Genomic DNA, 25,266 nt, shown 5'->3' with positions numbered 1-25,266 from the left:
CCAGCTCGTTCGGATTTGGGGCAACGGACTCATGCCGCGCACTCCCGGGCCACGGTCACATCGTCGAAGGGCAGCACGCGGTCACCGATGATCTGGCCCTGCTCATGGCCCTTGCCGGCGAGGAGGATGATATCGTCGGGGCCGGCCTCGGCGATGGCGGCGGCGATGGCTTCGCGACGGCCGGGGACCTCGCGCGCGCCCGGCGCGCCGGCCAAAATATCCCGGCGGATGAGGGCCGGATTTTCGCTTCTGGGATTGTCGTCGGTGACGATGACGAGGTCCGACAGGCGCGCGGCCGAAACGCCCATTTCGGGCCGCTTGCCCACGTCGCGGTCTCCGCCCGCCCCGAAGACGGTGATCAATCGTCCCCTGGTGTGCGGCCGGAGCGCTTCGATCGCCGATTCTAGCGCGTCGGCGGTGTGGGCATAATCGACGTAGATGGGAGCGCCCGCGCGGCTGATGACGGCCCGCTCCAGACGCCCGCGCACAGGCTGGACGCGCGACAGATTAGCGAGCGTCCGCCGGACGTCGCCTCCCGTGGCGATGACGAGGCCGGCGGCGGTCAGGACATTGGCGGCCTGATAGGCGCCGATCATCGGGATGTTGACGCCGTGCGCCTTGCCCTCGGCCTCGATGGTCAGCTTCTGGCCCAATTGGCTGGCTTGACGGTCGACGAGCTTCAAGGTCTCGCCCTTGCGCCCCACCGTCAGCAGGCGAAGCCCCCTCTCCCGGCACCGCCGGATCACCTCGTCGGATTTGGGATCGTCGGCCCAGACGACAGCCGTGCCGTCCGGCTCCACGACTTCGGAGAATAGCCGCATCTTCGCCTCGAAATAGGCGTCCATCGTCTGGTGATAATCGAGATGGTCGCGACTGAAATTGGTGAAGGCGGCGGCCTGAACGGGGAGCCCTTCGGTGCGGTATTGCGACAGGCCGTGGCTCGACGCTTCAAAGGCGGCGTGAGTAATTCCCTCGCGCGCGAGGCCGGCCATGTTGGAGAGGAAGGTGACGATGTCCGGGGTCGTCAGTCCCGTCGTCGCTTGGTCGTCGGCGGTAGTAACGCCCAATGTTCCGATCGACGCCGATGGATGCCCCGCCATCCGCCACAACTGACGCACCATCTCCACGTTGGAGGTCTTGCCGTTGGTGCCGGTGACGGCGACGACCGTTTCCGGAAAGGGCTGGAAGAAACGCGCCGCGAGTTTCGCGAACGCCCGGCGAGGCTCCTCGGCGACGACGTGGGCGGCGCCTTCCACCGGCACTTCGGGCCGCGCGACCACCGCCACAGCGCCGGCCTCGACCGCCGCCGACACGAAATCCTCGCCATTGAAGCGGGTGCCGCGAAACGCTCCGAACACGGTTCCGGGCGCCACCTTGCGGTGATCGATCGCGAACCCTGTGACGGAAGCCGAATCGTCGCCGCCGATCAGCGCCCCAAGTCGCATCAGTCTTCCGCTTCTCCAACCAGAGCCATGAGTCGGGAGACGTCGAGGTCGCGCTGTTCGCTCGGGATCACGCCCAGAAGGGGCCCGCTGCGCGTGATCACCTTCGACACCACCGGCGCCGCCGTCCACGCCGCCGTCGTGAACCCGAACGTGTCGGCCGTGCCCCTGGGCGCGTCCAGCATCGCGATCACGACATAGCGCGGGTCGTCCATGGGGAAAGCGGCGGCGAATGTCGAGACATTGACTCGCCCGCTATAGCCGCCGCCCGAGGTAACCTTCTCGGCGGTGCCGGTCTTGCCGCCCACCCGGTAGCCCGGCGCCTCGCCCTTGCGGCCCGTGCCCTTGAGCACGATCATGCGAAGCAGCCCGCGCATGATGCGGCTGGTTTCCTCGGAATAGACTCGCCGGCCGGCCGCCGGGTCGTCGACCTTTATCAGCGTCGCGGGCCGCCAGATGCCGCCGTTCACCAGGGCGGCATAAGCGCTGGCGAGGTGCAGGGGCGTGATCGCGATGCCGTGGCCGTAGCCGCTGGTCAGTACGCGCGCGCGACCCCATTCGCTGGGGAAGAGCGTGTCGCCCTTCTCGTAAAGCTCGATATGGGCGGGCTCGTCGAAGCCGAGGGCGCGAAAGGCTGTCTTCATCCGCTCCTCGCCCATCTGGTCGGCGATCTGGGCGGTGGCGATGTTGGACGAATAGACCAGGGTCTCGACGATATTGGCCGAACCGGGAATGGGATGGTCGTCGCGGATGCTGAAGCGGCCGATGCGGAGCGGCTCGCCGGTCGGATAGCTCTGGGCCAACGATTTGATGACTCCCGCTTCCATCGCGGCAGCGACGGTGATCGGCTTGAACGTCGAGCCGAGTTCGTAGACGCCCATCGTCGCGCGGTTGTAGCGCGCCTCGGGGGGAGACTGGCCGGCGGCGTTGGGATTGAAGGTCGGGTACGAGGCCATCGCGATCACTTCGCCGGTGCGCACATCCAGCACGATCCCGGTCCCGCCTTCCGCGCTGTGCTTGGCGACGGCGGCGCCGAGCTCGCTCTCCATCGCCGCCTGGACGCGCGAATCGATCGACAGGGCCATCGACTCCCCACGCAAGTCGGGATCGCTCAGCCGCTCGTTCAGCACGCGTTCCATGCCGGCGACGCCCTGGCCGTCATAGTCGGTCCAGCCGAGGATGTGGGCGGCAAGGTCGGTTTGCGGATAGAGCCGCTCCGGCTCGCGGTCGAAGACGATGGCGGGCTCGCCCAGCGCGTTGACGGCGGCGACCAGCTCCGGAACCGCGCGGCGGTTCAGATAGATGAAGTTCTTGTCGGCGGCCAGCAGGCGCCGGTAGTCGGCAACGCTCCGCTGCGGCATCATTTCGTGGAGCTTAACGGCAAGGGCGGCGGGATCGCCGATCACCTTACGGGGGTGCACGGCGATGGACCAGGCGTCGATGGTGCGCGCCAACGGAATGCCGTTGCGGTCGACCAGGTCGCCGCGCGGCGGCAGCAGGGGGTTGGCGACCGACCCGCCGTCGGAGCGGTCGGTGGAGACCTGCAGCCAGCCGAGACGTCCGATGATCAGGATCGTGGCGCCGGCGAAGACCAGCATCACCAGCATCAGCCGGTGATAGGTTAGAGCAAGGGGGTCCTGCCGTTCGCTGCCGGGGCTGAGCGGCCTGGTCTGGGCGGCAATCGCGGTCATTGACCCCCGGTACCGCCTTCGATCTTCTCCGTCTTCGCAGCGTCGCGTATCTCCGCCACCAACTCCGCGTCGAGCAGCCCGGCGCGCCGGAAGGTCGGGAGCGGCCTGCCCTCCGTCACGACCAGACTTGCGCGGCGCACCAGCGACCGCGGCTCCTTCTCGGCCAGCGGGGACGTGGCCGCGGGAGCATAGCTCGCCGTGATCACCTTCGCCTCAGGCGCCTTCGACGTCTCGCTCGTCTCAAGCGAAGCGAAGTGGACCTTGGCGCGCTCCTCGATAGTCGGCTGCGGCTTGTCGAAGCGGGCGAGCGTCAGGGCGCTGTCGAGGAACTGGGCCGAACCGGGCGCGGACAGGGCAAGCACCTCCGCGTTCCAATGGTCGAGCTGCGCCAGCCGGCCGCGCGTTCCGAGCTCCGTGTGGAGCGTGCGGATGTCCTGCTTGGCGGCGATGATCCGGCGCTCGATGCCGGCCAGCTCGGCGCGCTCGGCGGCGACGTTCAGGGAGAGCATGTAGCAGCCGAGTGCGGCGGTCGCGACGGCGGCGACCCAACCCACGGGCTTGAAACCCCTTGCGATCATGAGGGTGTTCCTTTCTGCGCAGTGGACCAGGAAGAGGCATGAGTGCGGCGCGCGACGCGAAGCGTGGCCGAGCGCGAACGGGGGTTCGCCCTGATCTCGGCCTCGCCGGCGCGAACCGGCTTGGCGACGGCTTCGAAGCTGGGTTCGGGTCCCGCCTTTTTCGGCTCGGGCAGATGCCGCGAGCCCGACGGCACGGCACCGCTCCGCTCCTTGAGGAACCGCTTCACGAGCCGGTCCTCGAGACTGTGGAACGTGACGACGGCAAGGCGGCCACCGGGCTTCAACACCTGCTCGGCGGCCGCCAGCCCGCCCTCGAGCTCCTGCAGCTCCTCGTTCAAATGGATGCGGATCGCCTGGAAGGTCCGGGTCGCCGGGTCCTTCCTGGCGCCGGGCTTGTGGCCCACCGCCTTGCGGACGATCCCGGCGAGCTGGCCAGTCCGCTCGACCGGGCGCGCGGCGACGATGGCGCGGGCGATGCGGCGGGACTTCGGCTCCTCGCCATAATGGTAGAGGACGTCGGCGATTTCGGCTTCGTCGGCCGTGTTGAGGAACTCGGCGGCGGTCTGCCCTTCCTGGCCCATCCGCATGTCGAGCGGCCCGTCCGCCTGGAACGAGAAGCCGCGCTCGGGGCGGTCGAGCTGCATCGAAGAAACGCCGATGTCGAGCGTGACGCCGTCGACCGTATCGACGCCGCGGTCGGAAAGCGCCTGACGCATCCGGGAAAACCGTTCCGGCACTAGCGTCAGGCGCCCCCCGCTCACATCCGCAAGGGGGAGGGCCTCGCGGACGGCATCCGGGTCGCGATCGAAGGCGATGACATTGGCGCCTTCGGCAAGCATGGCACGCGTGTAGCCGCCGGCCCCGAAGGTGCCGTCGACATGGGTTTCACCCTCGCTGATGGCGAGCGCGGCGATCACTTCCTCCAGGAGCACCGGGACGTGCTGGGCGGCGAGGCCGCTGGCAGCCGGCGAACTCACAGCGAATAGCCTTTTTCTTCGAGGCGATAGGCGGCGAGGTCGCGCAGGTCCTCGTCGCCGCTCTTGAGCGCCAGATAGGGATTCCAGATTTCGAACGTCCCGCCGACGCCGACAAACAATGCCAGATCCTCGATCTGACCTTTGCGCCGCATCATCGGGGGCAGGATGATGCGGCCGCTGGTGTCGTAAGGAACGTCCTCGGTGACGCCGAAGGTACGGCGGGCGCGGGCGTAATGGGCCTGGGCGTCGCCGCCGGCGGCCTCCTCATTGAGGCGGCGGCGCTCGATCTCGGCGGCGAGGTGGCGGCCGTAGCCGCGGTCGTAAGCGGTGAGGCAGGGATCGACCTCGTGCGCGCCGAGGATGACGGCCTTGGCGTCGGACCGACGCTCGACCACCCCACGGATGAACGCGGGAACCGACAGACGCCCTTTGGCGTCCACCGCGTTCAGCGCGCTTCCGTTAAAGAGGTGTTCCAGTTCCACCTGTTGATCCGCCCCTTGCTACGCAAACAGGCCTTCCCTGTTCGCGAAGGTGCGCATCCGCGCCCTCGCGTGACTCGCTGGTCAGCCAGGAAGTGCCCGAAACTTTAGACGACGGTGGATAACAGTAAGGCGGTGGGTTTGGAAGGGGTTTTGATGCCTTAGACGGGGATTCCATGCCATTTAGTGGAATCCGGCCATGTATTCGTGGTTTGTTCTTCATCAAGTTCTCGAACCGTTCAGGGTGGATAGCCCTGTGGATAACTATGGGGAAGAGAATCGGCTCCGCGAGACCTGGGTTGAAGCGTGGCCGGCGACCGGCAAGCCGAAGCCTAGTCCCCGAGGATCGCCGGAGTCGGCTCGGCCTCGACGCTGTTCGAGTCGACATTGCCCGGCGCCACGCCCAGCTCGGCGAGAGGCTCCTTCGGCACCGCCTCCTCCGCGATCGCGGAGGCATTGCCGTCCGGGCCCCTCTGCTGCTCGATCGTGTTAGCGGTGATCGGCTCTTCATCGCTCGGATTGATGAAGATGGCGGCCAGAAGAACGAGGACGAACACGAACGCCAATCCCGTCAGGCCGATGCGAACGCGCTGCATTTGTTGCAAACTCTCCAGCCTCGCTTTGGGCGGAAGGCTATCGCATGCCGGTTCGCTTGTCGAACCTTGCGGCCATTTCGTCGAAAATCCGGCGGCCTGCGGCCAACCGCAATCCTTAATAACCCCCTTGACGATTCTTGCCGCAGTGGCGAAGGGGCCTCCATGCAACGCACTCAGATATTCGCCGCCGCCTCGGTCGCGGCTCTCCTCTCCCTCGCGGCCTGCAATCAGGAGCCCGAGGTCATCAGCGCCAATGGCGTGGACCCGCAGGCCGACGAGCTGGCCAAGGCGCCGCCGGTCGAGCTGCCGCCCGCCATCCAGGCGAGCCGCACCTACCGCTGCGACGACAACAGCCTCGTCTATGCCACCTTCTATACCAACAACACGGTGAAGGTCTCCGCCGAGCAGGGCGTCAATGGTACGATCCTGACGGCTCAGGACGGCCAGCCGCCCTTCGTCGCCGAAGGCTATTCGCTGAGCGCCAACGCCGACGAGGTCAGCTACACCGCACCCGGCAAGGGCACGCAGACCTGCCACATCTGATTTCGGCGCAACCCCCAAAGGAAAGGCCGTCCGGAGCGCTCTCCGGGCGGCCTTTTAGTTAAAGTCTGTGGTCAGGCCATTTCGGGCGTCATCGCCTGCATGCGGCGTTTCATTTCGTCCTCGGGCACGTCCTCGACATGGGTGGAGAGCATCCAGCTGTGGCCGAATGGATCGGTCACCGATCCCATCCGATCGCCCCAGAATTGATCCTCGACCGCCATCGATTGCGTGGCACCGGCGTCAAGGGCCCGCCGAAATGCGGCATCGACATCCGGCAGATAGACCATCAAGCTCGACGTCGAGCCGCCACGGGCTTTCGGCCCGAGCTTGCCCCGGTCGGGCCATTCATCCGACAGCATGACGACGGAATCGCCGATCTTTATTTCGGCGTGCCCGATCTTCCCGCCCATGTCCATGCGGGCAATTTCGGTCGCGCCGAACGCCTTCTTGTAGAAGTCGATCGCTTTCGCGGCGTCGTCGACCGTGATGTAGGGCGTAACGCTGTGATAACCTTCAGGTATGGGCTTCACGCTCATCGCAGGGCTCCTCGTTAAGGAGATTGGGGGGATCAGAACTATCTGCCTTGCTGCCGAGTCGCGCAACCGAAAGGCGGCTGGGCGAGGCTTTTCGGCGGCTGTTCCCAAGGGCCGTTTTGGCGGCTAGGGAGCGCGCCATGACCGAATCCCAGATCACTCCCGAGGTCGTTGCAGAGCACGGCCTTTCCCCAGAAGAATATGAGCGCGTCCTCCATGCCATGGGGCGGGAGCCGAACCTCACCGAGCTCGGCATTTTCTCGGTCATGTGGTCGGAGCATTGCTCCTACAAGTCGAGCCGCATTCACCTGAAGAAGCTACCGACCACCGGTCCCCAGGTGATCTGCGGCCCCGGCGAGAATGCCGGCGTGGTCGACATTGGCGACGGTCTGGCAGCCATCTTCAAGATGGAGAGCCACAACCACCCCAGCTACATCGAGCCTTACCAGGGGGCGGCGACCGGCGTCGGCGGCATATTGCGCGACGTCTTCACGATGGGCGCGCGACCGATCGCCAACATGAACGCGCTGCGCTTCGGCCGGCCCGATCATCCGAAGATGCGGCACCTCATCGCCGGGGTCGTTCACGGCATCGGCGGCTACGGCAATTGCGTCGGCGTCCCTACCGTCGGCGGCGAGGTCAATTTCCACCACGCCTATGACGGCAACATCCTGGTCAACGCGATGACCGTCGGCCTCGCCAATACCGACAAGATTTTCTACTCGGCCGCTTCGGGCGTCGGCAATCCGATCGTCTATGTCGGCTCCAGGACCGGCCGCGACGGCATCCATGGCGCGACCATGGCCTCGGCCGACTTTTCAGAGGACAGCGAGGAGAAGCGTCCCACCGTCCAGGTCGGCGATCCCTTCACCGAAAAGCTTCTGATCGAGGCGTGCCTGGAGCTGATGGCATCTGACGCGATCGTCGCCATCCAGGACATGGGCGCGGCGGGGCTCACCTCCTCCTCGGTCGAGATGGCGTCCAAGGGCGGCGTCGGTATCGAACTCGACATGAACGCGGTCCCCTGCCGCGAGGAGGGGATGACGCCCTACGAAATGATGCTGTCGGAGAGCCAGGAGCGGATGCTGATGGTGCTGAAGCCCGGCCGCGAGGCCGAGGCCGAGGCGATCTTCCGCAAGTGGGAGCTGGACTTCGCCGTCATCGGCCGCGTGACCGAAGCTGGTCCGGATGGGGGCCACATGGTCCTCACGTTCAACGGCGAAACGGTCTGCGACATCCCGCTCGCACCGCTCGCCGACGACGCGCCCTGCTACGATCGCCCCTGGGTGCCTACACCCAAGCCGGCACCGCTCGGGCCGGTGCCGCCGCAGGGCGACATCGGCGACAATCTCGTCAAGCTGATGGGTTCGCCCGACCTCGCCAGCCGCCGCTGGATCTGGGAGCAATATGATCACATGGTCGGCGCCGATACCGTCCAGCGCCCGGGCGGCGACGCGGCGGTGGTGCGCGTCCACGGCACCGACAAGGGCCTCGCCATCTCGACCGATTGCACGCCTCGCTATTGTTTCGCGGACCCCGTGGAAGGCGGCAGGCAGGCCATCGCCGAATGCTACCGCAATCTCACCGCCGTCGGCGCCAGGCCGCTCGCCACCACCGATTGCATGAACTTCGGCAACCCGCAGCGCCCCGAGATCATGGGCCAGTTCGTCGGCTGCATCGAAGGCATGGCCGAGGCCTGCGCCGCGCTCGACATGCCGATCGTCTCGGGCAACGTCAGCCTCTACAATGAAACCAAGAACGACGACGGCACCGGCTCCGCCATCCTTCCGACGCCCGCCATCGGCGGTATCGGCCTGCTCCAGGACTGGACGAACAGCGCCACCATCGCCTTCAAGGCCGAGAGCGAAGCGATCTTCGTGATCGGGGACTCCCGCGGGCATCTCGGCCAGTCGCTGTGGCTGCGCGAGATCGCCGGTCGCGAGGAAGGTCCGCCCCCTCCCGTCGACCTCGCCAAGGAAAAGGCGGCGGGTGATTTCGTGCGTCAACTCATCGCTGACGGCAAGGTCACCGCCGTCCATGACGTGTCGGACGGCGGCCTTCTCGTCGCCGTCGCCGAGATGGCCCTCGCGAGCGGCATCGGCGCGACGCTGGAGCAGATCGGCGACCACGCCACCGCCTTCGGCGAGGACCAAGGCCGCTACGTCGTCACCAGCCGCAACCCAGAGACGATCCAGGCCGCCGGCTTCCCGATGACCCGCATCGGCACCACGGGTGGCGCTTCGATCCGGGGCGCGGGCCGAGACGTCTCGCTCGACGAGCTCCGCCGCGTCCATGAAGGCTTCTTCCCAGGGCTGATGGGTGCCGACGCGGCACTGGCTTGACTTCACGCCGCAGCAAGCCAAGCCTCCCGCCAAAAGAGGGGAGGAATCCATGCTGAGGCCCATCGTCGTCGCGACCCTCGTCGCCGGGACGCTCGATATATTGTCCGCGTTCGTTTTCGCCGGAATCGCCGGCATGACGCCGATGGGCGTGCTCCAGTTCGTCGCCAGCGGCCCCTTCGGGGACGCGCCCACCGCGACGCCCGGCTGGGCCGCCGTCGGCCTCGCCGTCCATTTCGCGATCATGGCCTGCATGGTGGCCGCCTACATGATCGTGGCGCCGCGATTCCCGGCTCTTCTGCGGCACCCGATCGTGGCGGGACTCGCTTATGGCGTCCTGCTGTGGATCATCATGTACTGGATCGTCCGGCCGTTGCGCTTTCCGGAAATCCCGCTTCCGCACACCCTTTACGGCATCGCCAACCAGCTCTTCTCGCACTGCATCCTTGTCGGCATCCCTATCGCCCTCATCGCGGCACGCCATTTCCAAAGCCAAGCCCGAAAAGCGGTCGATCACGCGCCGATCTGAGAAATTCCACTCCGACCTTCGAAAGGATATTGCGACACATTCGCATTATCTCTACAGGGGATACCGGAGGAGCGGCCGAATGATCGTGTGCGTGTGCAATGCGTTGAAGGAAACCGAGGTGCGGCGCGCGGCGCGTGAAGGCGCCTCCTGCCCGACCAGCGCCTATCGCGCCTTCGGCCGCAAGCCGCGCTGCGGCCAATGCTTCTCATTCGCACGCGAGATTATCGCTTCGGAACGTGCGACTGCTTAGCAGAAGCGCCTGATTTACCGCAGTTTTCCGCCGTTTTTCCATTCAAAGATCGCGTCGATTCCGCTATAAGGCCTCCAGATAAAGGAGACCCGACATGAAGGGCGACGCCAAGGTACTCGACTATCTGAACGAGGCGCTGAAGAATGAGCTCACCGCGGTCAATCAATATTGGCTGCACTATCGCATGCTCGACAATTGGGGCGTGAAGCGGCTCGCCGAGTTCGAGCGGCACGAATCGATCGACGAGATGAAGCATGCGGATCGCCTCGCCGAACGCATCCTGTTCCTCGACGGTCTGCCCAACTTCCAGATGCTCGGGCGCCTTCGCATCGGCGAGACGGTCGAGGAGATTTTGAAGGCCGACCTGGAGCTGGAGCGCGAGGCGCTGCCGCAGCTTCGCGGCGCGATCGAATATTGCGAGACCAAGCGCGACTATGTGACCCGCGACCTCCTCGTCGAGATACTCGACAATGAGGAGGAGCATGTCGACACGCTGGAAACCCAGTTCGAGATGATCGAACGGATGGGGCTGCAGAATTACATCCAGCTCCAGTCGAAGCCTGCGGAGGAATAACCGCCCGTCGCGGTTGCGTGGCGCCCGTCTTTCTATAATTTCCGCCCGAGGACGGGGAGCAGCGATGACCGCCACGACTGAGCCGCAGCCGCGGATTGCGACGCTGGACATCGTCCGGGGTGTGGCGGTGATGGGTATTTTGGCGATGAACGTCATCGCCTTCGCGATGCCTATCGAAGCCTATATGAACCCCGCCGCCTATGGGCTGGACACGACGGCGGATTTCATCGCCTGGGCCTTCAGCTTCATTTTCGTCGACGGCAAGATGCGTGGCCTCTTCTCCTTCCTGTTCGGCGCCAGCATGCTGCTCGTCATCGAGCGCGCCGGGGCAGCGGGGCGCTCGGCGGTGTCGGTGCATTTCCGGCGCATGGGCTGGCTCGCGATATTCGGGCTCCTCCATTATTATCTCGTCTGGTTCGGCGACATCTTGTTCCTTTATTCCGTCATCGGCATGATCGCCTGGCTGTTCCGCGACAGGGACAGCGAAAGCCTCATCAAATGGGCCTTCTGGCTGATCCTCGCGCAGTTCGCGCTGATGGCGCTGTTCGCCTGGTCCTTCGACACGCTCTCCGAGGCGGCAGCGGCGCCAGGCGCCGACCCAGAAGTCGTGAGGCAGTGGACGGCCATGAAGGCCGGATTCGGGGTTCCGAGCGCCGCCACCCTCGCCCAGGATCTCGCCCTCTATCGCGGCGGCTATGGCGATATCGTCGTGGCCCGCTTTACGACCCAGGGGACGACCCCCTTCATGAACCTCTTTCTCCTGGGCAGCGAAACGCTCGGCTACATGCTGCTCGGAATGGCCGCGCTGAAGAGCGGCTTCCTCACCGGCGACTGGGACAAGGGCGCCTATCGCCGCACGGTCCTGATCGGTCTCGGCGTAGGCGTACCCGCTTATGCCGTCATGACCTGGCTGCTCGTGGCAAGCGACTTCAGCGTCTCCATGGTCCTGGCGACGACGATGGCGGCGTCGGTCGTCTTCCGTCCGGCGATGATCTACGCCTATGCCGCGCTCATCATCCTCGCGACCCGAAGGAGCGGCTGGCTGGTCGATCGGATCGCCGCCGCCGGCCGGGCAGCCTTCACGAATTACCTCGGCACCAGCCTCGTCATGACGATTTTGTTCTATGGATACGGCTTCGGTCTCTACGGCACGATGGGCCGGGCCGAAGTGTGGCTGGTCGTGACCGCCATGTGGGCGGTCATGCTGCTCTGGTCCAGGGCCTGGCTCGACCGCTATCGCTACGGCCCCTTCGAGTGGCTGTGGCGCACCCTCGCGCGGGGCCAGGTTCAGCCGATGCGAAGGCTGCCGGCCTAGATGCGGCCGAAATTCTGGTTGTGGGCGCCGGCCCGGCCGAAGGTGGCGCGGCGTTCGACCAACGGGTTGGTCTCCTTCTCGAACAGCTCCATCGTCCGCTCGTAGAGCGGGCGGAGCTTGGCGACGGCAGGGACCAGCTCATCCGGGAACACCCGCATCTCGATCGACCGGCGGGCCGTGAACTCGATTTCCTCGGCGAGCTCGCCGAGCGGCTCGGCACCGAACTGCCGGGCTTCCGACTTCAGCGTATGCGCCGGGATGACGAGGGCGGCGGTGTCCTTTCGGTGCATCGCATCCTCGATCCTGGCGACCGATTTTTCGCCGTCCTCGCGGAAATAGCCGAGAATGCGCACGAAACCCGACCCGAGCTCAGCGCGCGTGCGCGAAAAGGCGGCCCAATCCACGATTGCGTTGGAGTCCTCGGCCAACTTGGCATTCCTTCTTCTGGTCGTGCGTCGACCGTGTCCGGAGCGACTCTAGGCCGCCACGGTAAACAGCCGGTTGACGCGGATCAGTTCACTTGTCGAAGGGATTGCGCGAAGCGCGGGCCGAGAGCCGCACGGGCACCGCACCGAAGCCCAGCTCCTTGCGGAGGCCGTTGACGAGATAACGCAGATAGCTGTCCGGCAGCTGATCGACCCGCGTGCCGAACAGGACGAAGCTCGGCGGCCGCGTGTTCACCTGGGTGATATAGCGGAGCTTGATCCGCTTGCCGCCCGGCGCCGGCGGCGGATTGCGCTCGACCGCGTCCTCGAACCAGCGGTTGAGCTGGCCGGTGGAAACGCGCTTCGACCAGGTCTCCCGCACCTCGAAGGCCGCGCCGAGCATCTGGTCAAGGCCTTTCCCGGTCTTGCCGGACACAGCGAGCAACGGCACGCCGCGCGCCTGGCTGAGCCCCTCCTCCAGCGCCGCCTTGATGCCGTTGAACAGCGCACTCTGATTCTCTGCGATGTCCCATTTGTTGATCGCGATGATCAGCGCCCGCCCTTCCTGAAGGACATTGTCGGCGATCTTCAGGTCTTGCACCTCAAGCCCACGCGTACCGTCGAGAAGCAGCACGACGACTTCGGCGAAGTCCACGGCGCGTCGGGCATCCGCGACCGACAGCTTCTCCAGCTTGTCCTCGACCTTTGCCTTCTTGCGCATGCCGGCCGTGTCGATCAGCCGCACCGGCCGTACCTCGCCGTCCGGGGCCTTCCACGCCCAGTCGATGGCGATCGAATCGCGGGTGATCCCGGCTTCGGGTCCGGTGATCAGCCGCTCCTGCTCGAGAAGACGGTTAATGAGGGTAGACTTGCCGGCGTTGGGGCGACCGACAATGGCGAGCTTCAGCGGCCCCTCGCCCGCGTCCGCTTCGTCCTCATCCTCCTCCTCCCGCTCCACATGGGGGCGGATATGCTCGAACAGGTCGACCACGCCCTCGCCGTGCTCGGCGCTGAGCGCGATCGGCTCGCCGAGGCCGAGACCATAGGCTTCTAGGATGCCGCTTTCGCCCGCTTTCCCTTCCGCCTTGTTGGCGGCGAGGACAACCGGGGTGGCCTCGCTTCTCAGCCAGCGACCGATCTCCTCGTCGAGCGGGGTCAGGCCCGCGCGCGCGTCGATCAGGAACAAGGCGGCGTCGGCTTCCCGCACCGCGGCGATCGTCTGGGCACGCATTCGGCCGGGAAGCGTCTCGGGATCCTCATCCTCGTAGCCGGCCGTGTCGATGACGCGGAATTCCAGGCCGAGCAGAGTCGCGTCGCCCTCGCGCCGGTCGCGGGTGACGCCCGGCCGGTCGTCGACCAGCGCCAGCTTCTTGCCGACGAGCCGGTTGAACAGGGTCGACTTTCCGACATTGGGCCGGCCGATAATCGCTATGATGGGCAGTTTCGCCATAAGCGGCGGCCCTGCCCCCTTATCTCCAGGCGGTCAACTGGCCCTTATCGTGGAGGATGTAGAGCGTGCTGCCGGCCACGACGAGCGGGAGGGTCACCGGCATTTTCGTTGCGACGGTCGACTGAATGCTGCCGTCATAAGGCGAGACATTGACGATCCGGCCATCCGAGCTGGCGAGGATCAGGCGCTCGCCGGCGAGCACCGGACCAACCCAGCTCAGCGCGCCTTTCTTGTCTTCCTCGTCCTGCCAGCGCGGCAGCTGTGTCATCCACTTCACCCGCCCGCTGGAACGCGCGACGGCGAGAAGCTGCCCCTGGTCGGTGACGACGAAAATCCACTCGCCGGCGACCCAAGGGGTGGAGATGCCGGCGATGTTGATCTCCCAGATGCGCTGGCCCGTATTGAGCTCCAGCGCGACCATGCGCCCGCCCTGCCCGATCGCATAGACACGCTCATTGTCGATCACCGGGTCGGCGTCGATATCGGAGAGCGAGGAGACCGACGTGGATATGCTCGTGCGGGCGAGCGCGTCCTGCCAGACGACACGGCCATTTTCATAGCGGTAGGCGGTAAGCTCGCCCGAGGAATAGCCGGCGACGACCGTGCCTTGTGCCGCGGCGGGCGTGGCGCTCCCGAAAACGCCGGCGAGTTCGACCGTGCCGGCCTCGGTCCAGCGGATCGAGCCGTCGGCCGGATTGAGCGCGAAGAGCTGATTGTCCTGCGTCACCACATAGACATTGTCATTGGCGATCGTCGGAGCGCCGCGCAGCGGACCGCCCGGGCGCACTTTCCAGATGACGGCGCCGGTCTCGGCGTCGAGCGCCGCCGCGAAACCGAGGCCATTGGTCGCGTAGATGCGTCCGTCGGAGAAGCTGACGCCGCCGCCGAACAGGGCCTTCTCGTTGCCGCCGTCCCCGGTAACCCGGGTCTGCCACAAGGTTCCCCCGTTATCGGCCGAGCTCGCGCGGACCGTCGCCTGCGAATCGATCGTGAATACCTTGCCGTTGGCGACCACCGGCGCGGCGGCGAGGCGCGCGGTCTTGCTGCTGCCCTGACCGATGCTGACCGACCAGGTGCGGGCGGGCGAACCGCCCAGCGCGACATGACCCATCGACTTGGCCGCGTTGCCGCCCGGCTGCGCCCAGTCCGCATTAGCCGTGGCGGGCGGAAGCGTGATCGCCACGTCGGCCAGGGCCGGATCGACCTCGATGCTGGTTTCGGCACTAAGAACCGGAATGCGCTTGCCGAGGGTCGGCGTAGTCGGCTTGCCGTCTCCGTCGAACAACCCGCATCCGCCCAGCAGGCCGAGCGCGACGGCGGCCAAGATTACTCGCTTCATTCAGCATCATCCTTCGTTGCGGCGGCGGGGGCCGCGTCGTCCCTCGGAACCGCGTCGACGCCCAGCGCGCCCGCCATCTGCACCGCGCGCGAGCGAATGCTTTCCGGCACGGTTTCATCCTTGACCATTGCGGCGAAAATAGGAGCGGCCGCCTCCGGCTTGTTCTGCTTCAGATGGGCGAGGGCGACCATCTCGCCGGCGCTCCCGAACCAGGGACTGCCCGGCTTGGCCAGCGCATCGAGCCGCTCGATGACGGCGGCCGGCGCCAGAGTGTCGAACTCGAGCGTCGTTTGGCGGATCAGCGCCAGGTCGCGATAGGGCTGGGGCAGGTCCGTGTCGGCGGCGATCTGCTTGAAGATGGCGAGCGCCGCCGCGTCGTCCCCGGTCTGAATCGCGACGTCTGCCTTGGTGAGCAGGGCAGCGACACGATAGCCGGGACCGGCATCGGCGGCGATCTCGTCCATCCTCGCGGCGATACCGTCGGTCCGGCCGGCCTGGATGTCGGCGAAAGCGGCGGTGAGCGCCTCGCCCTTCTCGCCGGCCTTCACATCCTGCCGATGCTGCCAATAGATCACCCCGGCAATCGCCGCGAGCAGCAGAATGACGCCGACGACGACAATCGTGCCATAGCGCGTCCAGAAGCTGGTCAGCTGTTCGCGGCGAAGCTCCTCGTCGACTTCGCGGTAGAAAGCTTCATTGTCTGCGGGCTTGATCGCCAAGGCCATCCTCCAAAATCGGGGCGGCAGTCCAGCCGGATGCCCACCCTCTGACCTTCACGGCTGTAGCAGCAGCCAAGATGAACAGAGGATTGGCGCGCGGCGAACTGCCCCTTCAAGGCCCCCTCTAGCCAGTGAAGCGGGCAAACGAAAGGCCTTCACTTGGTGCGGTGATAGGTCTGATCCGCGGTCGGGAAGGCACGGCTGCGCACTTCCGCGGCATAGGTGGCGGCCGCTTCTCCGATCCGGGTCGCGAGATCGTCATAGCGTTTGACGAAGCGCGGCGTGCGTTCGAACATGCCGAGCATGTCGTCGGTGACAAGCACCTGACCGTCGCAGGCGGCGGACGCGCCGATGCCGATCGTCGGGCAGGCGACCGCCTTCGAAGCCGCGACCGCGATCTCCTCCATGACACCTTCCAGCACCAGCAGGAAGCAGCCGGCCTCCGCCACCGCCCTCGCGTCGGCCACGATCTTTTCCGCCTCGGCGTCGTCGCGGCCGCGCGCGCGATACCCGCCGAGCACGTTCACCGCCTGCGGAGTCAGCCCGACATGGCCGATCACCGGGATGCCGCGCGCCACCAGGAAGGCGACCGTCTCGGCCATCGCCTCGCCGCCTTCGAGCTTCACCGCCGCGGCGCCGGTTTCCTTGAGGACGCGCGAGGCATTTTCGAACGCCTGCGCCGGGCCCGCCTCATAGGAGCCGAAGGGCATGTCGATGGCGACGACGCTATGATAGGAGCCGCGCACCACCGCGGCGCCATGGGCGCACATCATCTCCAGCGTTACCGGGATCGTCGACGGGAGGCCGTAGATAACCTGCCCGAGACTGTCGCCGACCAGCAGCAGATCGCAATGCGGGTCGAGAAGCTGGGCCATGCGCGCCGTGTAGGCGGTCAGCATGACGATCGGTTCGACCCCCTTGCGCTCCTGGAGCATGGGAACGGTCAGCCGCTTCATCGGCACGGGGGTCGGGTGGGCGCGACTGGTCGCGGTGTCGAGCGTGTAGGTGGACATGCTTCCCTCTACCCTCTTGCCCATCCCAGGCAAAGAGCGTGCGAGCCTTTCCTTCCGGCGCTATAACGAAACGCTTGAGCGCAGAGATATTGTCAAGTTAATTGGTTGAGTATCATCTCCAGCAACAGCGCGCAAAAGACGCCGAATAGAAGGAGAGAGGCCGGATGGGACTCGACAACTCACGGGGGCGGCCGGACGCTGATCGCCCCGCCGAGGACTCTGCGCTCGCCGCTATTCGCGACGGATTGCAGCGACTTCGCTTCGGCAGCATCGCCGTCACGATCCATGAGGGCCGCGTCGTTCAACTCGATATCACCGAAAAGCGGCGCTTCGGGCACTAGCGCCGCCTCCGGGCCGACCGGACCACCGGAGGCTCCGCATCAGCCGGAAGGGCTATCATGCCGGATTTCTCGACGATCGGTTTCCTCGACATTCTTCCCTTCATCGCGATCGGCTTCGCCGCGCAGCTCGTCGATGGCGCGCTCGGCATGGCCTTCGGCGTCATCTCCAATACCTTGCTCCTCAGCCTCGGCGTGCCCCCGGCGGCCGCATCGGCGGGCGTGCACATGGTCGAAAGCTTCACGACCGCGGCTTCCGGCATCAGCCACGCGGCGCACAAGAATGTCGATTGGCGGCTGTTCTCGAGGCTCGTCATCCCCGGCGTGATCGGGGGCATCCTCGGCGCCTATGTGTTGACGCAAGTCCACGCCGACGTCGCCCGCCCGGTCGTGCTCGCCTATCTCACCGCCATCGGGCTCTATCTCCTGTGGCGCGGCATCAAATACCCGCCCACGGACAGGAAGCCGAAGGTGATCGAACCGCTCGGCCTCGTCGGCGGCTTCCTCGACGCCGCCGGCGGCGGCGGCTGGGGGCCGGTCGTGACCAGCAACCTGCTCGTCCAGGGCGCCAACCCCCGCAAGGTGATCGGCACGGTCAGCACCGCCGAATTCTTCCTAACCGTGACCATATCCGCCACCTTCATCGCCACGTTGGGACTTGAAGCGGTGACGGTGGCGACAATCGGGCTGCTTCTCGGCGGCGTCATGGCCGCCCCGGCCGGCGCGGTCGTGGCGAAGCGCGTGCCGACCAAGGGACTGTTGGTGATGGTGGGCGTGATCCTGACCCTGACCAGCCTCTATGGAATTTACCGCGCCATCACCTGAGTCAGGCGAGCAGAGTCTCGTAGCGTTCCGGATCGAAGCCCACCAGCAACGTCCCGTCCGCCTCGATCACCGGGCGCCTGATCATCGAAGGCTGCCTCATCATCAGCCGGATGGCCTTGTCTTCGTCCAACGCCGCCTTGTCGGCATCGGAAAGCTTGCGAAAGGTCGTGCCGGCGCGGTTCAGCAGCTTCTCCCAGCCGAGCTCGCCACTCCACCGCCTCAGCCGCGTCTCGTCGATACTCGCGGTCTTGTAGTCGTGGAAATCATAGGCGATGCCGCGCTCGTCGAGCCAGGCGCGAGCCTTCTTGATCGTGTCGCAATTCTTGATGCCGAACATCGTCACCGACACGAGAATCACTCCCACTCGATGATTTTGGATCATGGTAACGCGCTGATTTTTCAGCGCAAATTTTTTCTGCTGACGGTCAAAACTCGACCGACGAGCCGTCAAATTTCTTCGGTTTTGATTTCAAAGGGAAATTTGCCCGTTTCGGATTCTGCGCGGCTTCGGCAACTATCGACAACGGTCGGTCGATTTTTTCGTTTCATCTATTGCGCAGCGCGTCGCACAACTGAACAAAAAATACCGTCAGCCCTCATAGCACGATCAGCATCGCTCGCCATCGGCTCGCACCGCACGTCTCTCGCTAATACCACCTGGACGGGATGAAGGCGTTATCGTCTGTATCACCGAACGGCTGCTCGGCCGCAAATCGGTGCTCGATCGCCTGCGCTGAAAGGCGCGCTTCGCGTTTTGCCAAATGGTAATCGGCCTTCAGGGATGCGCCTGCACCGTCATCGGCGCCCTTTTCGAAGTCGCCCTTGGCGCAAACCCATCAAATTGAGCATAGGCCAGCTAGACTAGCCACTGCCGAGTCACCGGAAGGATTCTTGACGGGCGAGCCGTTCGCTGGGTATGCTTACACGGTGAAAACACTTGGCCAAAAGATTCGGGAGCGCCGCGAAGAGCTCGACCTGTCGCTACGCGAATTCGCAAAGAAGCTTGGTTGTTCGCCCCCCTTCATATCCGATGTCGAGCACGGACGTCGCTTTCCGTCTGAGCCGATGCTGGAGGAGATGGCGCGGCTACTGAAGCTCAATCTCGCCGAGCTCAAGCAGCATGATCAGCGCGCGCCGCTCGATGAGATCAAACGCATGACAGAGCAGGACCCAGGCTACGCCTTTGCGTTTCGCACCCTCCTCGATCGGAAGCTGACGCCGGAAGAGCTTCTGCAGCTCGTGATCAAGAGCAAGCCTCCGCCCAAAGGTGGTCAAAAGAAATGAGGACGTTCCGGACCAATCGTGGGCCTTTTGCAGCCCGGCCTTTCTACAAGCCTACGGAAATCGACCGCATCTGCGGCGATGCGCTCAAAGCCGCGGGACTGATGCCGGACGCGCCCGAAGCGATCCGGATCGACCGTTTTGTTGAAAAACACTTCAAGGTCTCGCCCCGTTACGAGGCGCTGCCGGACGGTGTGCTCGGGTTCACGGCCTTCGGCCCGACCGGCGTGACGGCAATCGTCATCACGACGGCGCTCGACGACGAAGGCGGCAGTGTTTCCGAGCGCCGCATCCGCACGACGCTGGCGCACGAGGCCGGGCACGGACTGCTGCACACCCACCTGTTCGCTCTTGGCGAGAAGCCGCCGAAGCTGTTCGAGGACGGCCACGACCGGCCAGAAATCCTGTGCCGGGACGTTCACGGCACGCCGCACGAATCGCGCTACGATGGCCGGTGGTGGGAGTTTCAGGCGAATCGGGCGATCGGCGGGCTGTTAATGCCGCGCGGTCTCGTGACCAAGGCAGCCGCGCCGTTCTGTGAGGAACGCGGGGGCCTCGGCCTTCCTGCCCTCAAAGAGGACCAGAGGGAGCGCGCCGCCCGCGAACTCGCGGGAATCTTTGATGTAAACCCGGTCGTTGCCCGCATCCGCCTCGACGACGTGTTCGCCCGCGAGGACAGTGGCCAGCTGACCCTTTGACTTTTTTTGCCACGTGTGTTAGCTCAATAAGCTAACGTTGGCATACACGCCGAAAGGAGATCGAGAAATGCCGCAGACCGATGAAATCACGCTCCATGTTTCTACCCCGGCGGGGCCCTTCCACGGCGCCTTTCCGAAGACGACGAAGGTCTCGGCGGTGATCGCCGCCATCGTCGAAGCCAAGGGCCTCGATGCCGGCGAGGACCTCCGCCTGATGAACGGCGACGAGCAACTCGCCCCCGAGCGCCCGCTCGTCAGCTTCCACTTCGGCAGCGAGGTGACGCTCAGCCTGCTCGCCACCGGCTCGGGCGTGTAGCGCCATGGCGACCGCGTCCGAGCTCATCCTCGAAAGCCAGATCGAAGCCCTGCGGCAGAACGCAGAACTGCACGACTGGAAGTTCGAGCAGCTCGATCCCGCGAGCTTCACTCTCGGCATGCCGGCGAAGGACGGGTCGCGGTTCACCACGCTGGCGAAGTGCGACGGCTTCGCCGCGAGGCCACCGGCATGGCACTGGTACAACCCGGAGACCAAGGCGGTCGACGCGCCGCGCGACACGCCGCTCGGCGGGAGCTTCTTCCACAGCGCCGGGGTGATCTGCGCCCCGTGGAATCGCCTAGCTTACAAGGGTGTCGATGCAAGAGGTCCGCACGACAATTGGACTATCGGCAACTGGATGACGATCCCCGAAACCGGCGGGACGCGGACGCTCGCGGCGATGGCGACGCGCATCGCGCAGGAGCTTCTCGCCGCGTTCACAAAGCGGATGGGTTGAGCATGCTGAACTGGCTCCAGCGTTTTTTCTCTCCCCGCCCCGCCGCGTACCGCCCGGTCACGCCGCCGCAGCCGCGCCGCATCGTCATGACTGCCGCCTGCGTCAGCGCGCTACGCCCTGCGCTCGCGCCAGAAACCGCGCGCGGCCACGAGGGAATTGTCTACCTGCTGGGCCAGACCGACGGTCTCACAAGTATCGCGCTGAGCGTGTTCCGCCCGATCGCGCGCACGACGCGTGGCAGCTTCCATGTTGACACCGCCGCCATGCGGCAGGTGGTCGAAGCGGCGAACGCGCACGGGCTGCAGGTGGTCGGGCAGCTCCATACCCATCCGGGCGAGGCCTTTCACAGCGACGGCGATGTCGCCGGCGCTCTGATCCGGTTCGGCGGCTTCGTCTCGGTCGTGCTGCCGGAATACGGAAAGCATCTGCCCGATTTCGCGGGCGCGGCGATCTACATGTTCAGCGGTGTCGAGCGCCGCTGGATCGATCTCGCTGCCACCGATGTCTCCGTCCTGCCGGAGCGGCTGCCATGAACGATCAGAGCTTCCTTACGCGCCGAAATTCCCGGACAAACCTGTATGGGCGCGGCGCCCGCCCTCTCGACCCTGCGCGCTGGATCAGCCTCGCAATCGATCCCGCCTATGCCGAGACCTACGCGGGCCAGGTCGCGCTGCTAACGGCGGCGAACCTGATCGGGAGGATGACGCCTTCCGTGGCGATCGCCGTTCCCGAAGGCACGCAGATCCGCGATCCGCTGCCATGGGCAGGCCGGTCTCTTTCCGCTGTGTTGTTCGAGCAGCTCTTCGCCGCCACGCCTGCCGACAAAGGCGGACGGTTCGTGGCGCGCCCGCCCGCGGCGGGCGATGTCGCGATCGCGTTTGGACTGCACGCTGCCCCCGGCGCCGCGCTCGTCCATGGCTGCGGCTGGGATAGCTATTTCGGGGCTGAATTATCGCCTATCCGTGCAAGCGACATCTCCAATCCCTGCGGCCCAGCCTTCGCCGCCATCCTCTGCGGAGCGCACCTGCTCGCCGACGGTCTGCGCGCGCCCGCCGCCGGCCATCTGTGCAATACGCTGGACTGGTCGGCGCGGGCCGCACGGGAGGGAGCACCGCAACCGAATCCGGCGACCGCGCTCGGGGAGCTGTGGACCATCGGTACGGGCTCGGTCGGCACGGCGGCGCTCTATTTTCTGACGCTCTTCACCCGGCGCTTCGACGCCGGCCTGATCGACAAGGATGATGTCGAAATCGAGAATCTCGACCGCTCGCCGATTTTCGTCGCGACGGACGATGGACGGCCAAAGGTCCATGCGACAGCCGATTACCTCCGGTCGGTCGGCGTTGCTTCAGTCAGACCGGAACGCGCGACCCTAGGCGAATCGAAACTCTGGCGGACCCGGCAGGAAAGCACCCCCGACCTGTTGATCGCCGCCGCCAACGAGGATCATGTGCGCTTTCAGATCGAGGCCGACATGCCGCCGATCCAGATTTACGGCACGACGGGAAAGAGCTGGCAGGCGTCAGTGATCCGGCATGTCCCGCTGCAAGGTCCATGCTCGCTGTGCCTGTTCCCCGACAGCGGCCCTGTCGCGCTGACCGCCTGCGCGACGGGCAAGGTCGTGAGTCCCGTAAACGGGAAGCGGATTGACGCGGCGCTGCCGTTCCTTTCGTTTGCCGCCGGCTTGATGACCGCTGCCGAAATTCTCAAGCTCGCCCTACCCGGCTGCCCGTTCTCGAGTATGATCACGCAATATTCGGCGAAGGCGGAGGACAAGCTGATGTCCGCACGGCTCTCGCCGCGGGCGGGCTGCCTGTGCCAGACGGGGCGCGACCATGCGCTACACCGCCGTATGATCGCCAGGACGCGATATGCGGCGCTGTCGGGGACAACCTAGGTGGTTCTTGCTGGGATATTCCTAAATACGCCAAGCATCCGCCGACGCGACGAGCGCCATCAGCCCGCGTAGTATGTCTTGGATGTCATCCGCGAACGAATGCGAAATATGCAAAAGATCGAACAATTCGTCGATGAACGGCAGATGACGTGGTGCATCCACTGCACGCGGCCGCTCGCGGGCCTCGAAACGAACGAGGATCATGTTCCGTCCAAGAGCCTTCTGGCAAAGCCACGTCCACATCACCTGCCGATCGTGACGATTTGCAGAGAGTGCAACACCGGCTTCTCGTTGGACGAACAGTACGCGGTGACATTCCTAAGCTGCGTCCTCGCCGGCTCCACGGATCCGGAGAAACAGCCCAACGCGAGCGCCTCACGTGCTCTCGCCGACAGCGCCGCGCTGCGAGCGCGGATCGAGTCTTCACGGACCGAGTATGCGACGCAGGGCGGTGACACGCGCATCCTCTGGAAACCGGATATGGACCGCATGGAGCGGGTGGTTCTGAAGAACGCGCGGGGGCACGTATATTTCGAGTATGGCGAGCCGATGCTCGAAGCCCCTGCCCATGTGCGGCTCCTTCCGCTGGAAAGCATGACCGCGACCGAGCGTGACGACTTCGAGGGGCTGAGCGAGGTGGGAAGCCTCGCTCCGTGGCCCGAGGTTGGCAGCCGCATGATGACGCGCCTCGCCACGGGCGAGGATATGGCAGGCCAGTGGGTCGTCGTTCAGGAAGGTATCTACCGCTATTCGGTACAGCAGGCTGGCGGTCTGCGAGTGCGGTCAGTCCTCTCCGAATATCTAGCCACCGAAGTTCAATGGGAGCACTAGCTTGATGATCCGGGCAGCCGACGTCCCGGATATCAGCGCGATTGAGGCCAAACTGGTAAAGCTTCAGGCCGCCTTGTCCGGGGACTTGCCTCGCGAGCGCCGCCTGCGCCGATGGAGCGAGTTCATCCGCGAACGTGACGGGCACAGATGTGTGGACTGCCACTCGCGCCGACGCTTGTCCGCGCACCACATCTGCCGCAAGTCGTTTCTCGCCGAGCCGCAGTTCGAAACCGGCAATGGCATAACACTTTGCAGCGCTTGTCACCGAGAGGTGCATCGCGGCTTCAATGCCCGCCCGGACCTTTCGTTGCCGGTAGACGCACAGGGAGGCGAGAAATTGGCCGCGATGGAGCGGCTCTACAGCATCCTCACGGATGACGCCGTCGAGCGAGGTCTCATGCGAGACGATTTCTATTTCCTCAGCGATGAGCTACTTGCGTCCTTCAAACGGATGCAGGGATACGATCCCGCGACCTACTTTCCCGGCTCACGTATCGAGCAGGCCTATCTGATATTGGCTGAGGGCGAGCTCGGCATGCGTCGCGCCATGGCGGAGGCCAACGGCGTGCCGATGGCCAACCAGCCACTTCTTCCAGGTGGCCTGTATCTCGTTCGCCCGGAGAGCGCGGGGCAGCCGCGTCAGAGCATCATCGTTCAGACCTACGTACCGCGTTCCAAGCCGTCGATCAAATAAATCAGCAGTTCTCGCTCGGAAGCGACAACCCGCCAAAGAAGGCAGCTAGGACCTCGCGAAGCTTGGCGTCGTCGCGTGTTTCGCACTCCCAGACAACCAGCACCTGGTAGCCAAGGTCGCGCAGGGCTTGCTCGTGAATCGCGTCCCGCTCTTGGTTTCGCGCCAGCTTGTCAGACCAGTAGCCGGTGTTCGACCGCGGCTTCGATGCCAGCCGGCACTTCTCGTGCGAGTGCCAGAAGCAGCCGTGAACGAAGATCGCCCAGCGCCGCGCCTTGTTGGCGAGATCGGGCTTGCCTGGCAGGTCCGCAACATGGATGCGGAAGCGATGCCCGAGCGCGTGTGCCGCGGACCTGGCTCTTACCTCCGGCTTCGTATCCTTCGATCGGACACGCCCCATCATCTCCGACCGCGTGAGCGGCGCCCGCAAGCGTCGCGGGGCAATCCTTCCGAGCTTTTTTCTAGGTCCAATCGACACTACCCGCTCCCGCATCGGAGCTCCGGGATTTCCGCCTCGCCGAAGACGCATGTCGAGACATCCGCTCGCAGCCGCCCGTCGGGCCGGAGGTTCGCATACACGATCCTGAGCGCGCTCCCACTGGGGAAGCCCGTAAGGTCGCCATGCACCGACTTCCTCAATGCTAGCGACTGGTCGCCACCTGCGCCGTAGCGGCCTGTCAGGCGCACGTTCACCGCGTACAGATCGCCGTCCATCCCAGGATCAACCGATAGAAGCGTTCCGCGCGCTGCTGGCTCGAGAAGCTCCGGCCATGGGTTCGCTTCGCTCCATGACCAGAAGGCCGGGCAGATCGCCATGTAGGGGCACTGCCCGCACGCCACTTGGCCAGGACTCGCCAGAGCCGCGCTATCGCATCCCGTCGAGAGCGCGTGGTTCATCGCATCGAGCCCGGAAATAGCCGCGTCGGCCTCCGCCTCGCATGCCGGCCTGTGGACGGGCTCCTCAAGCACCTGGCCCGATGCTGCCACGATCCGTGCGGTCGCGGGCCAGCTGCCCAGCTCGCCAATCAGAACAGAATAGAGCCGAAGCTGCCGCCAGTAGCCATCGACAATACTGGCGGCGTCCGCCCGAACCGGGTCCGGCAGCGACGACTTGTATTCGGTGACGGCGGTGCTGTCGAA

The 25,266-nt window shown here is 65.4% G+C and carries 31 protein-coding genes; 16 read left to right on the top strand and 15 right to left on the bottom strand.

The genetic code is table 11. The annotated features are described in order from the left end of the window. Positions 1–29: 29 nt before the first annotated feature. The 6 genes from VIR62_RS02060 to VIR62_RS02035 all read right to left on the bottom strand — a co-directional run bounded on the left by VIR62_RS02060 (position 30) and on the right by VIR62_RS02035 (position 5,763). Positions 30–1,445 carry a UDP-N-acetylmuramoyl-L-alanyl-D-glutamate--2,6-diaminopimelate ligase gene (locus tag VIR62_RS02060; protein ID WP_431868270.1) on the bottom strand — a complete coding sequence of 472 codons (1,416 nt, stop codon included), beginning with the start codon at positions 1,443–1,445 and terminating at the stop codon, positions 30–32. Further along, positions 1,445–3,133 (bottom strand): peptidoglycan D,D-transpeptidase FtsI family protein, encoded by a 1,689-nt coding sequence (locus tag VIR62_RS02055; protein WP_431868268.1) that lies wholly within the window; start codon positions 3,131–3,133, stop codon positions 1,445–1,447. Before VIR62_RS02055 ends, VIR62_RS02060 begins: the two co-directional genes overlap by 1 nt. Next, positions 3,130–3,711, bottom strand: a complete 582-nt coding sequence (locus tag VIR62_RS02050; RefSeq protein WP_431868267.1) for a hypothetical protein — start codon at positions 3,709–3,711, stop codon at positions 3,130–3,132. Before VIR62_RS02050 ends, VIR62_RS02055 begins: the two co-directional genes overlap by 4 nt. Beyond that, positions 3,708–4,688 carry a 16S rRNA (cytosine(1402)-N(4))-methyltransferase RsmH gene (gene rsmH / locus VIR62_RS02045; RefSeq protein WP_431868266.1) on the bottom strand — a complete coding sequence of 327 codons (981 nt, stop codon included), beginning with the start codon at positions 4,686–4,688 and terminating at the stop codon, positions 3,708–3,710. The genes VIR62_RS02050 and rsmH overlap by 4 nt, the downstream gene beginning before the upstream one ends. Continuing rightward, on the bottom strand, positions 4,685–5,170 hold the full coding sequence (locus tag VIR62_RS02040) for a division/cell wall cluster transcriptional repressor MraZ (RefSeq protein ID WP_431868264.1): 486 nt from the start codon (positions 5,168–5,170) through the stop codon (positions 4,685–4,687). The genes rsmH and VIR62_RS02040 overlap by 4 nt, the downstream gene beginning before the upstream one ends. A 329-nt stretch (positions 5,171–5,499) precedes the next feature. Further along, the gene (locus VIR62_RS02035; protein WP_431868262.1) at positions 5,500–5,763 is read right to left on the bottom strand and encodes a hypothetical protein; all 264 of its coding nucleotides are present in this window, start codon (positions 5,761–5,763) and stop codon (positions 5,500–5,502) included. A 162-nt stretch (positions 5,764–5,925) separates the two neighbouring features. Between VIR62_RS02035 and VIR62_RS02030 the strand changes: the two genes are divergently transcribed. Continuing rightward, on the top strand, positions 5,926–6,306 hold the full coding sequence (locus VIR62_RS02030; protein WP_431868260.1) for a hypothetical protein: 381 nt from the start codon (positions 5,926–5,928) through the stop codon (positions 6,304–6,306). Positions 6,307–6,377: 71 nt separating this feature from the next. Here VIR62_RS02030 and VIR62_RS02025 read toward each other — a convergent pair whose 3' ends face one another. Next, positions 6,378–6,842 (bottom strand): VOC family protein, encoded by a 465-nt coding sequence (locus tag VIR62_RS02025; protein WP_431868259.1) that lies wholly within the window; start codon positions 6,840–6,842, stop codon positions 6,378–6,380. Between the two features lie 137 nt (positions 6,843–6,979). Between VIR62_RS02025 and purL the strand changes: the two genes are divergently transcribed. From purL to VIR62_RS02000, 5 genes are all read left to right on the top strand, one after another. Then, the gene (gene purL / locus VIR62_RS02020; protein ID WP_431868257.1) at positions 6,980–9,181 is read left to right on the top strand and encodes a phosphoribosylformylglycinamidine synthase subunit PurL; all 2,202 of its coding nucleotides are present in this window, start codon (positions 6,980–6,982) and stop codon (positions 9,179–9,181) included. A 49-nt stretch (positions 9,182–9,230) separates the two neighbouring features. Beyond that, entirely contained in the window at positions 9,231–9,707 is a 477-nt protein-coding gene (locus VIR62_RS02015; protein ID WP_431868256.1) for a hypothetical protein, read from the top strand. A gap of 79 nt (positions 9,708–9,786) precedes the next feature. After that, positions 9,787–9,957, top strand: coding sequence for a (2Fe-2S)-binding protein (locus VIR62_RS02010; RefSeq protein WP_431868254.1), 171 nt, complete (start codon positions 9,787–9,789; stop codon positions 9,955–9,957). 94 nt (positions 9,958–10,051) lie between these two features. Continuing rightward, entirely contained in the window at positions 10,052–10,531 is a 480-nt protein-coding gene (gene bfr / locus VIR62_RS02005; RefSeq protein WP_431868252.1) for a bacterioferritin, read from the top strand. A gap of 64 nt (positions 10,532–10,595) precedes the next feature. Next, positions 10,596–11,846, top strand: a complete 1,251-nt coding sequence (locus VIR62_RS02000) for a DUF418 domain-containing protein (RefSeq protein WP_431868250.1) — start codon at positions 10,596–10,598, stop codon at positions 11,844–11,846. Here VIR62_RS02000 and VIR62_RS01995 read toward each other — a convergent pair. The 5 genes from VIR62_RS01995 to panB all read right to left on the bottom strand — a co-directional run bounded on the left by VIR62_RS01995 (position 11,843) and on the right by panB (position 16,792). Beyond that, positions 11,843–12,274, bottom strand: coding sequence for an Hpt domain-containing protein (locus tag VIR62_RS01995; protein ID WP_431868248.1), 432 nt, complete (start codon positions 12,272–12,274; stop codon positions 11,843–11,845). The genes VIR62_RS02000 and VIR62_RS01995 overlap by 4 nt on opposite strands. An 88-nt stretch (positions 12,275–12,362) precedes the next feature. Beyond that, entirely contained in the window at positions 12,363–13,721 is a 1,359-nt protein-coding gene (gene der / locus VIR62_RS01990; protein ID WP_431868247.1) for a ribosome biogenesis GTPase Der, read from the bottom strand. A gap of 19 nt (positions 13,722–13,740) precedes the next feature. Beyond that, positions 13,741–15,060 (bottom strand): PQQ-binding-like beta-propeller repeat protein, encoded by a 1,320-nt coding sequence (locus tag VIR62_RS01985; RefSeq protein ID WP_431868246.1) that lies wholly within the window; start codon positions 15,058–15,060, stop codon positions 13,741–13,743. Next, positions 15,057–15,779, bottom strand: a complete 723-nt coding sequence (locus VIR62_RS01980; RefSeq protein WP_431868244.1) for a tetratricopeptide repeat protein — start codon at positions 15,777–15,779, stop codon at positions 15,057–15,059. Before VIR62_RS01980 ends, VIR62_RS01985 begins: the two co-directional genes overlap by 4 nt. 155 nt (positions 15,780–15,934) lie before the next feature. Further along, entirely contained in the window at positions 15,935–16,792 is an 858-nt protein-coding gene (gene panB, locus VIR62_RS01975; protein ID WP_431868243.1) for a 3-methyl-2-oxobutanoate hydroxymethyltransferase, read from the bottom strand. A gap of 164 nt (positions 16,793–16,956) precedes the next feature. Here panB and VIR62_RS01970 point away from each other — a divergent pair, with 164 nt between their 5' ends. Then, positions 16,957–17,133: a YezD family protein gene (locus VIR62_RS01970; protein ID WP_431868241.1), complete on the top strand. Its 177-nt coding sequence runs from the start codon at positions 16,957–16,959 to the stop codon at positions 17,131–17,133. A 57-nt stretch (positions 17,134–17,190) separates the two neighbouring features. Next, positions 17,191–17,955 carry a sulfite exporter TauE/SafE family protein gene (locus VIR62_RS01965; RefSeq protein ID WP_431868240.1) on the top strand — a complete coding sequence of 255 codons (765 nt, stop codon included), beginning with the start codon at positions 17,191–17,193 and terminating at the stop codon, positions 17,953–17,955. Between the two features lies 1 nt (position 17,956). Here VIR62_RS01965 and VIR62_RS01960 read toward each other — a convergent pair whose 3' ends face one another. After that, positions 17,957–18,304, bottom strand: coding sequence for an ArsC family reductase (locus VIR62_RS01960; RefSeq protein ID WP_431868288.1), 348 nt, complete (start codon positions 18,302–18,304; stop codon positions 17,957–17,959). Between the two features lie 542 nt (positions 18,305–18,846). Between VIR62_RS01960 and VIR62_RS01955 the strand changes: the two genes are divergently transcribed. The 8 genes from VIR62_RS01955 (at position 18,847) to VIR62_RS01920 (ending at position 24,129) form a co-directional block, all read left to right on the top strand. Beyond that, positions 18,847–19,239, top strand: coding sequence for a helix-turn-helix domain-containing protein (locus VIR62_RS01955; RefSeq protein ID WP_431868238.1), 393 nt, complete (start codon positions 18,847–18,849; stop codon positions 19,237–19,239). Further along, on the top strand, positions 19,236–19,934 hold the full coding sequence (locus VIR62_RS01950; protein WP_431868236.1) for an ImmA/IrrE family metallo-endopeptidase: 699 nt from the start codon (positions 19,236–19,238) through the stop codon (positions 19,932–19,934). The genes VIR62_RS01955 and VIR62_RS01950 overlap by 4 nt, the downstream gene beginning before the upstream one ends. Positions 19,935–20,001: 67 nt before the next feature. Continuing rightward, complete coding sequence (locus VIR62_RS01945; RefSeq protein WP_431868234.1) at positions 20,002–20,250, top strand: hypothetical protein; 249 nt, start codon at positions 20,002–20,004, stop codon at positions 20,248–20,250. Positions 20,251–20,254: 4 nt separating this feature from the next. Continuing rightward, on the top strand, positions 20,255–20,707 hold the full coding sequence (locus VIR62_RS01940; protein WP_431868232.1) for a hypothetical protein: 453 nt from the start codon (positions 20,255–20,257) through the stop codon (positions 20,705–20,707). Between the two features lie 2 nt (positions 20,708–20,709). Then, positions 20,710–21,240, top strand: a complete 531-nt coding sequence (locus VIR62_RS01935; RefSeq protein WP_431868231.1) for a Mov34/MPN/PAD-1 family protein — start codon at positions 20,710–20,712, stop codon at positions 21,238–21,240. Next, complete coding sequence (locus VIR62_RS01930) at positions 21,237–22,604, top strand: ThiF family adenylyltransferase (RefSeq protein WP_431868229.1); 1,368 nt, start codon at positions 21,237–21,239, stop codon at positions 22,602–22,604. Before VIR62_RS01935 ends, VIR62_RS01930 begins: the two co-directional genes overlap by 4 nt. 78 nt (positions 22,605–22,682) lie before the next feature. Further along, the gene (locus VIR62_RS01925; protein WP_431868227.1) at positions 22,683–23,435 is read left to right on the top strand and encodes a hypothetical protein; all 753 of its coding nucleotides are present in this window, start codon (positions 22,683–22,685) and stop codon (positions 23,433–23,435) included. Between the two features lie 4 nt (positions 23,436–23,439). Next, the gene (locus tag VIR62_RS01920) at positions 23,440–24,129 is read left to right on the top strand and encodes an HNH endonuclease (protein ID WP_431868226.1); all 690 of its coding nucleotides are present in this window, start codon (positions 23,440–23,442) and stop codon (positions 24,127–24,129) included. Position 24,130: 1 nt separating this feature from the next. Here VIR62_RS01920 and VIR62_RS01915 read toward each other — a convergent pair whose 3' ends face one another. Next, a complete protein-coding gene (locus tag VIR62_RS01915; protein WP_431868224.1) occupies positions 24,131–24,556 on the bottom strand; it encodes a very short patch repair endonuclease in 426 nt (141 codons plus the stop codon). 47 nt (positions 24,557–24,603) lie between these two features. Further along, positions 24,604–25,266 (bottom strand): PD-(D/E)XK nuclease family protein (locus VIR62_RS01910; protein ID WP_431868222.1); only part of this gene is annotated, 663 nt, incomplete at its 5' end.

The sequence above is a fragment of the Allosphingosinicella sp. genome (genome assembly GCF_036570505.1).
GTDB lineage: Bacteria > Pseudomonadota > Alphaproteobacteria > Sphingomonadales > Sphingomonadaceae > Allosphingosinicella.
The sequence above is the reverse complement of the archived record's forward strand: the minus strand, read 5'-3'. Positions and strand labels throughout refer to the sequence as shown.

Bases quoted from the DNA above. Each gene is read 5' to 3' on its own strand.
- VIR62_RS02060 (WP_431868270.1), bottom strand. From the start codon at position 1,445: ATGCGACTTGGGGCGCTGATCGGCGGCGACGATTCGGCTTCCGTCACA.
- VIR62_RS02055 (WP_431868268.1), bottom strand. From the start codon at position 3,133: ATGACCGCGATTGCCGCCCAGACCAGGCCGCTCAGCCCCGGCAGCGAA.
- VIR62_RS02050 (WP_431868267.1), bottom strand. From the start codon at position 3,711: ATGATCGCAAGGGGTTTCAAGCCCGTGGGTTGGGTCGCCGCCGTCGCG.
- VIR62_RS02035 (WP_431868262.1), bottom strand. From the start codon at position 5,763: ATGCAGCGCGTTCGCATCGGCCTGACGGGATTGGCGTTCGTGTTCGTC.
- VIR62_RS02030 (WP_431868260.1), top strand. From the start codon at position 5,926: ATGCAACGCACTCAGATATTCGCCGCCGCCTCGGTCGCGGCTCTCCTC.
- VIR62_RS02025 (WP_431868259.1), bottom strand. From the start codon at position 6,842: ATGAGCGTGAAGCCCATACCTGAAGGTTATCACAGCGTTACGCCCTAC.
- purL (WP_431868257.1), top strand. From the start codon at position 6,980: ATGACCGAATCCCAGATCACTCCCGAGGTCGTTGCAGAGCACGGCCTT.
- VIR62_RS02015 (WP_431868256.1), top strand. From the start codon at position 9,231: ATGCTGAGGCCCATCGTCGTCGCGACCCTCGTCGCCGGGACGCTCGAT.
- VIR62_RS02010 (WP_431868254.1), top strand. From the start codon at position 9,787: ATGATCGTGTGCGTGTGCAATGCGTTGAAGGAAACCGAGGTGCGGCGC.
- bfr (WP_431868252.1), top strand. From the start codon at position 10,052: ATGAAGGGCGACGCCAAGGTACTCGACTATCTGAACGAGGCGCTGAAG.
- VIR62_RS02000 (WP_431868250.1), top strand. From the start codon at position 10,596: ATGACCGCCACGACTGAGCCGCAGCCGCGGATTGCGACGCTGGACATC.
- der (WP_431868247.1), bottom strand. From the start codon at position 13,721: ATGGCGAAACTGCCCATCATAGCGATTATCGGCCGGCCCAATGTCGGA.
- VIR62_RS01985 (WP_431868246.1), bottom strand. From the start codon at position 15,060: ATGAAGCGAGTAATCTTGGCCGCCGTCGCGCTCGGCCTGCTGGGCGGA.
- panB (WP_431868243.1), bottom strand. From the start codon at position 16,792: ATGTCCACCTACACGCTCGACACCGCGACCAGTCGCGCCCACCCGACC.
- VIR62_RS01970 (WP_431868241.1), top strand. From the start codon at position 16,957: ATGGGACTCGACAACTCACGGGGGCGGCCGGACGCTGATCGCCCCGCC.
- VIR62_RS01965 (WP_431868240.1), top strand. From the start codon at position 17,191: ATGCCGGATTTCTCGACGATCGGTTTCCTCGACATTCTTCCCTTCATC.
- VIR62_RS01950 (WP_431868236.1), top strand. From the start codon at position 19,236: ATGAGGACGTTCCGGACCAATCGTGGGCCTTTTGCAGCCCGGCCTTTC.
- VIR62_RS01945 (WP_431868234.1), top strand. From the start codon at position 20,002: ATGCCGCAGACCGATGAAATCACGCTCCATGTTTCTACCCCGGCGGGG.
- VIR62_RS01940 (WP_431868232.1), top strand. From the start codon at position 20,255: ATGGCGACCGCGTCCGAGCTCATCCTCGAAAGCCAGATCGAAGCCCTG.
- VIR62_RS01935 (WP_431868231.1), top strand. From the start codon at position 20,710: ATGCTGAACTGGCTCCAGCGTTTTTTCTCTCCCCGCCCCGCCGCGTAC.
- VIR62_RS01930 (WP_431868229.1), top strand. From the start codon at position 21,237: ATGAACGATCAGAGCTTCCTTACGCGCCGAAATTCCCGGACAAACCTG.
- VIR62_RS01920 (WP_431868226.1), top strand. From the start codon at position 23,440: ATGATCCGGGCAGCCGACGTCCCGGATATCAGCGCGATTGAGGCCAAA.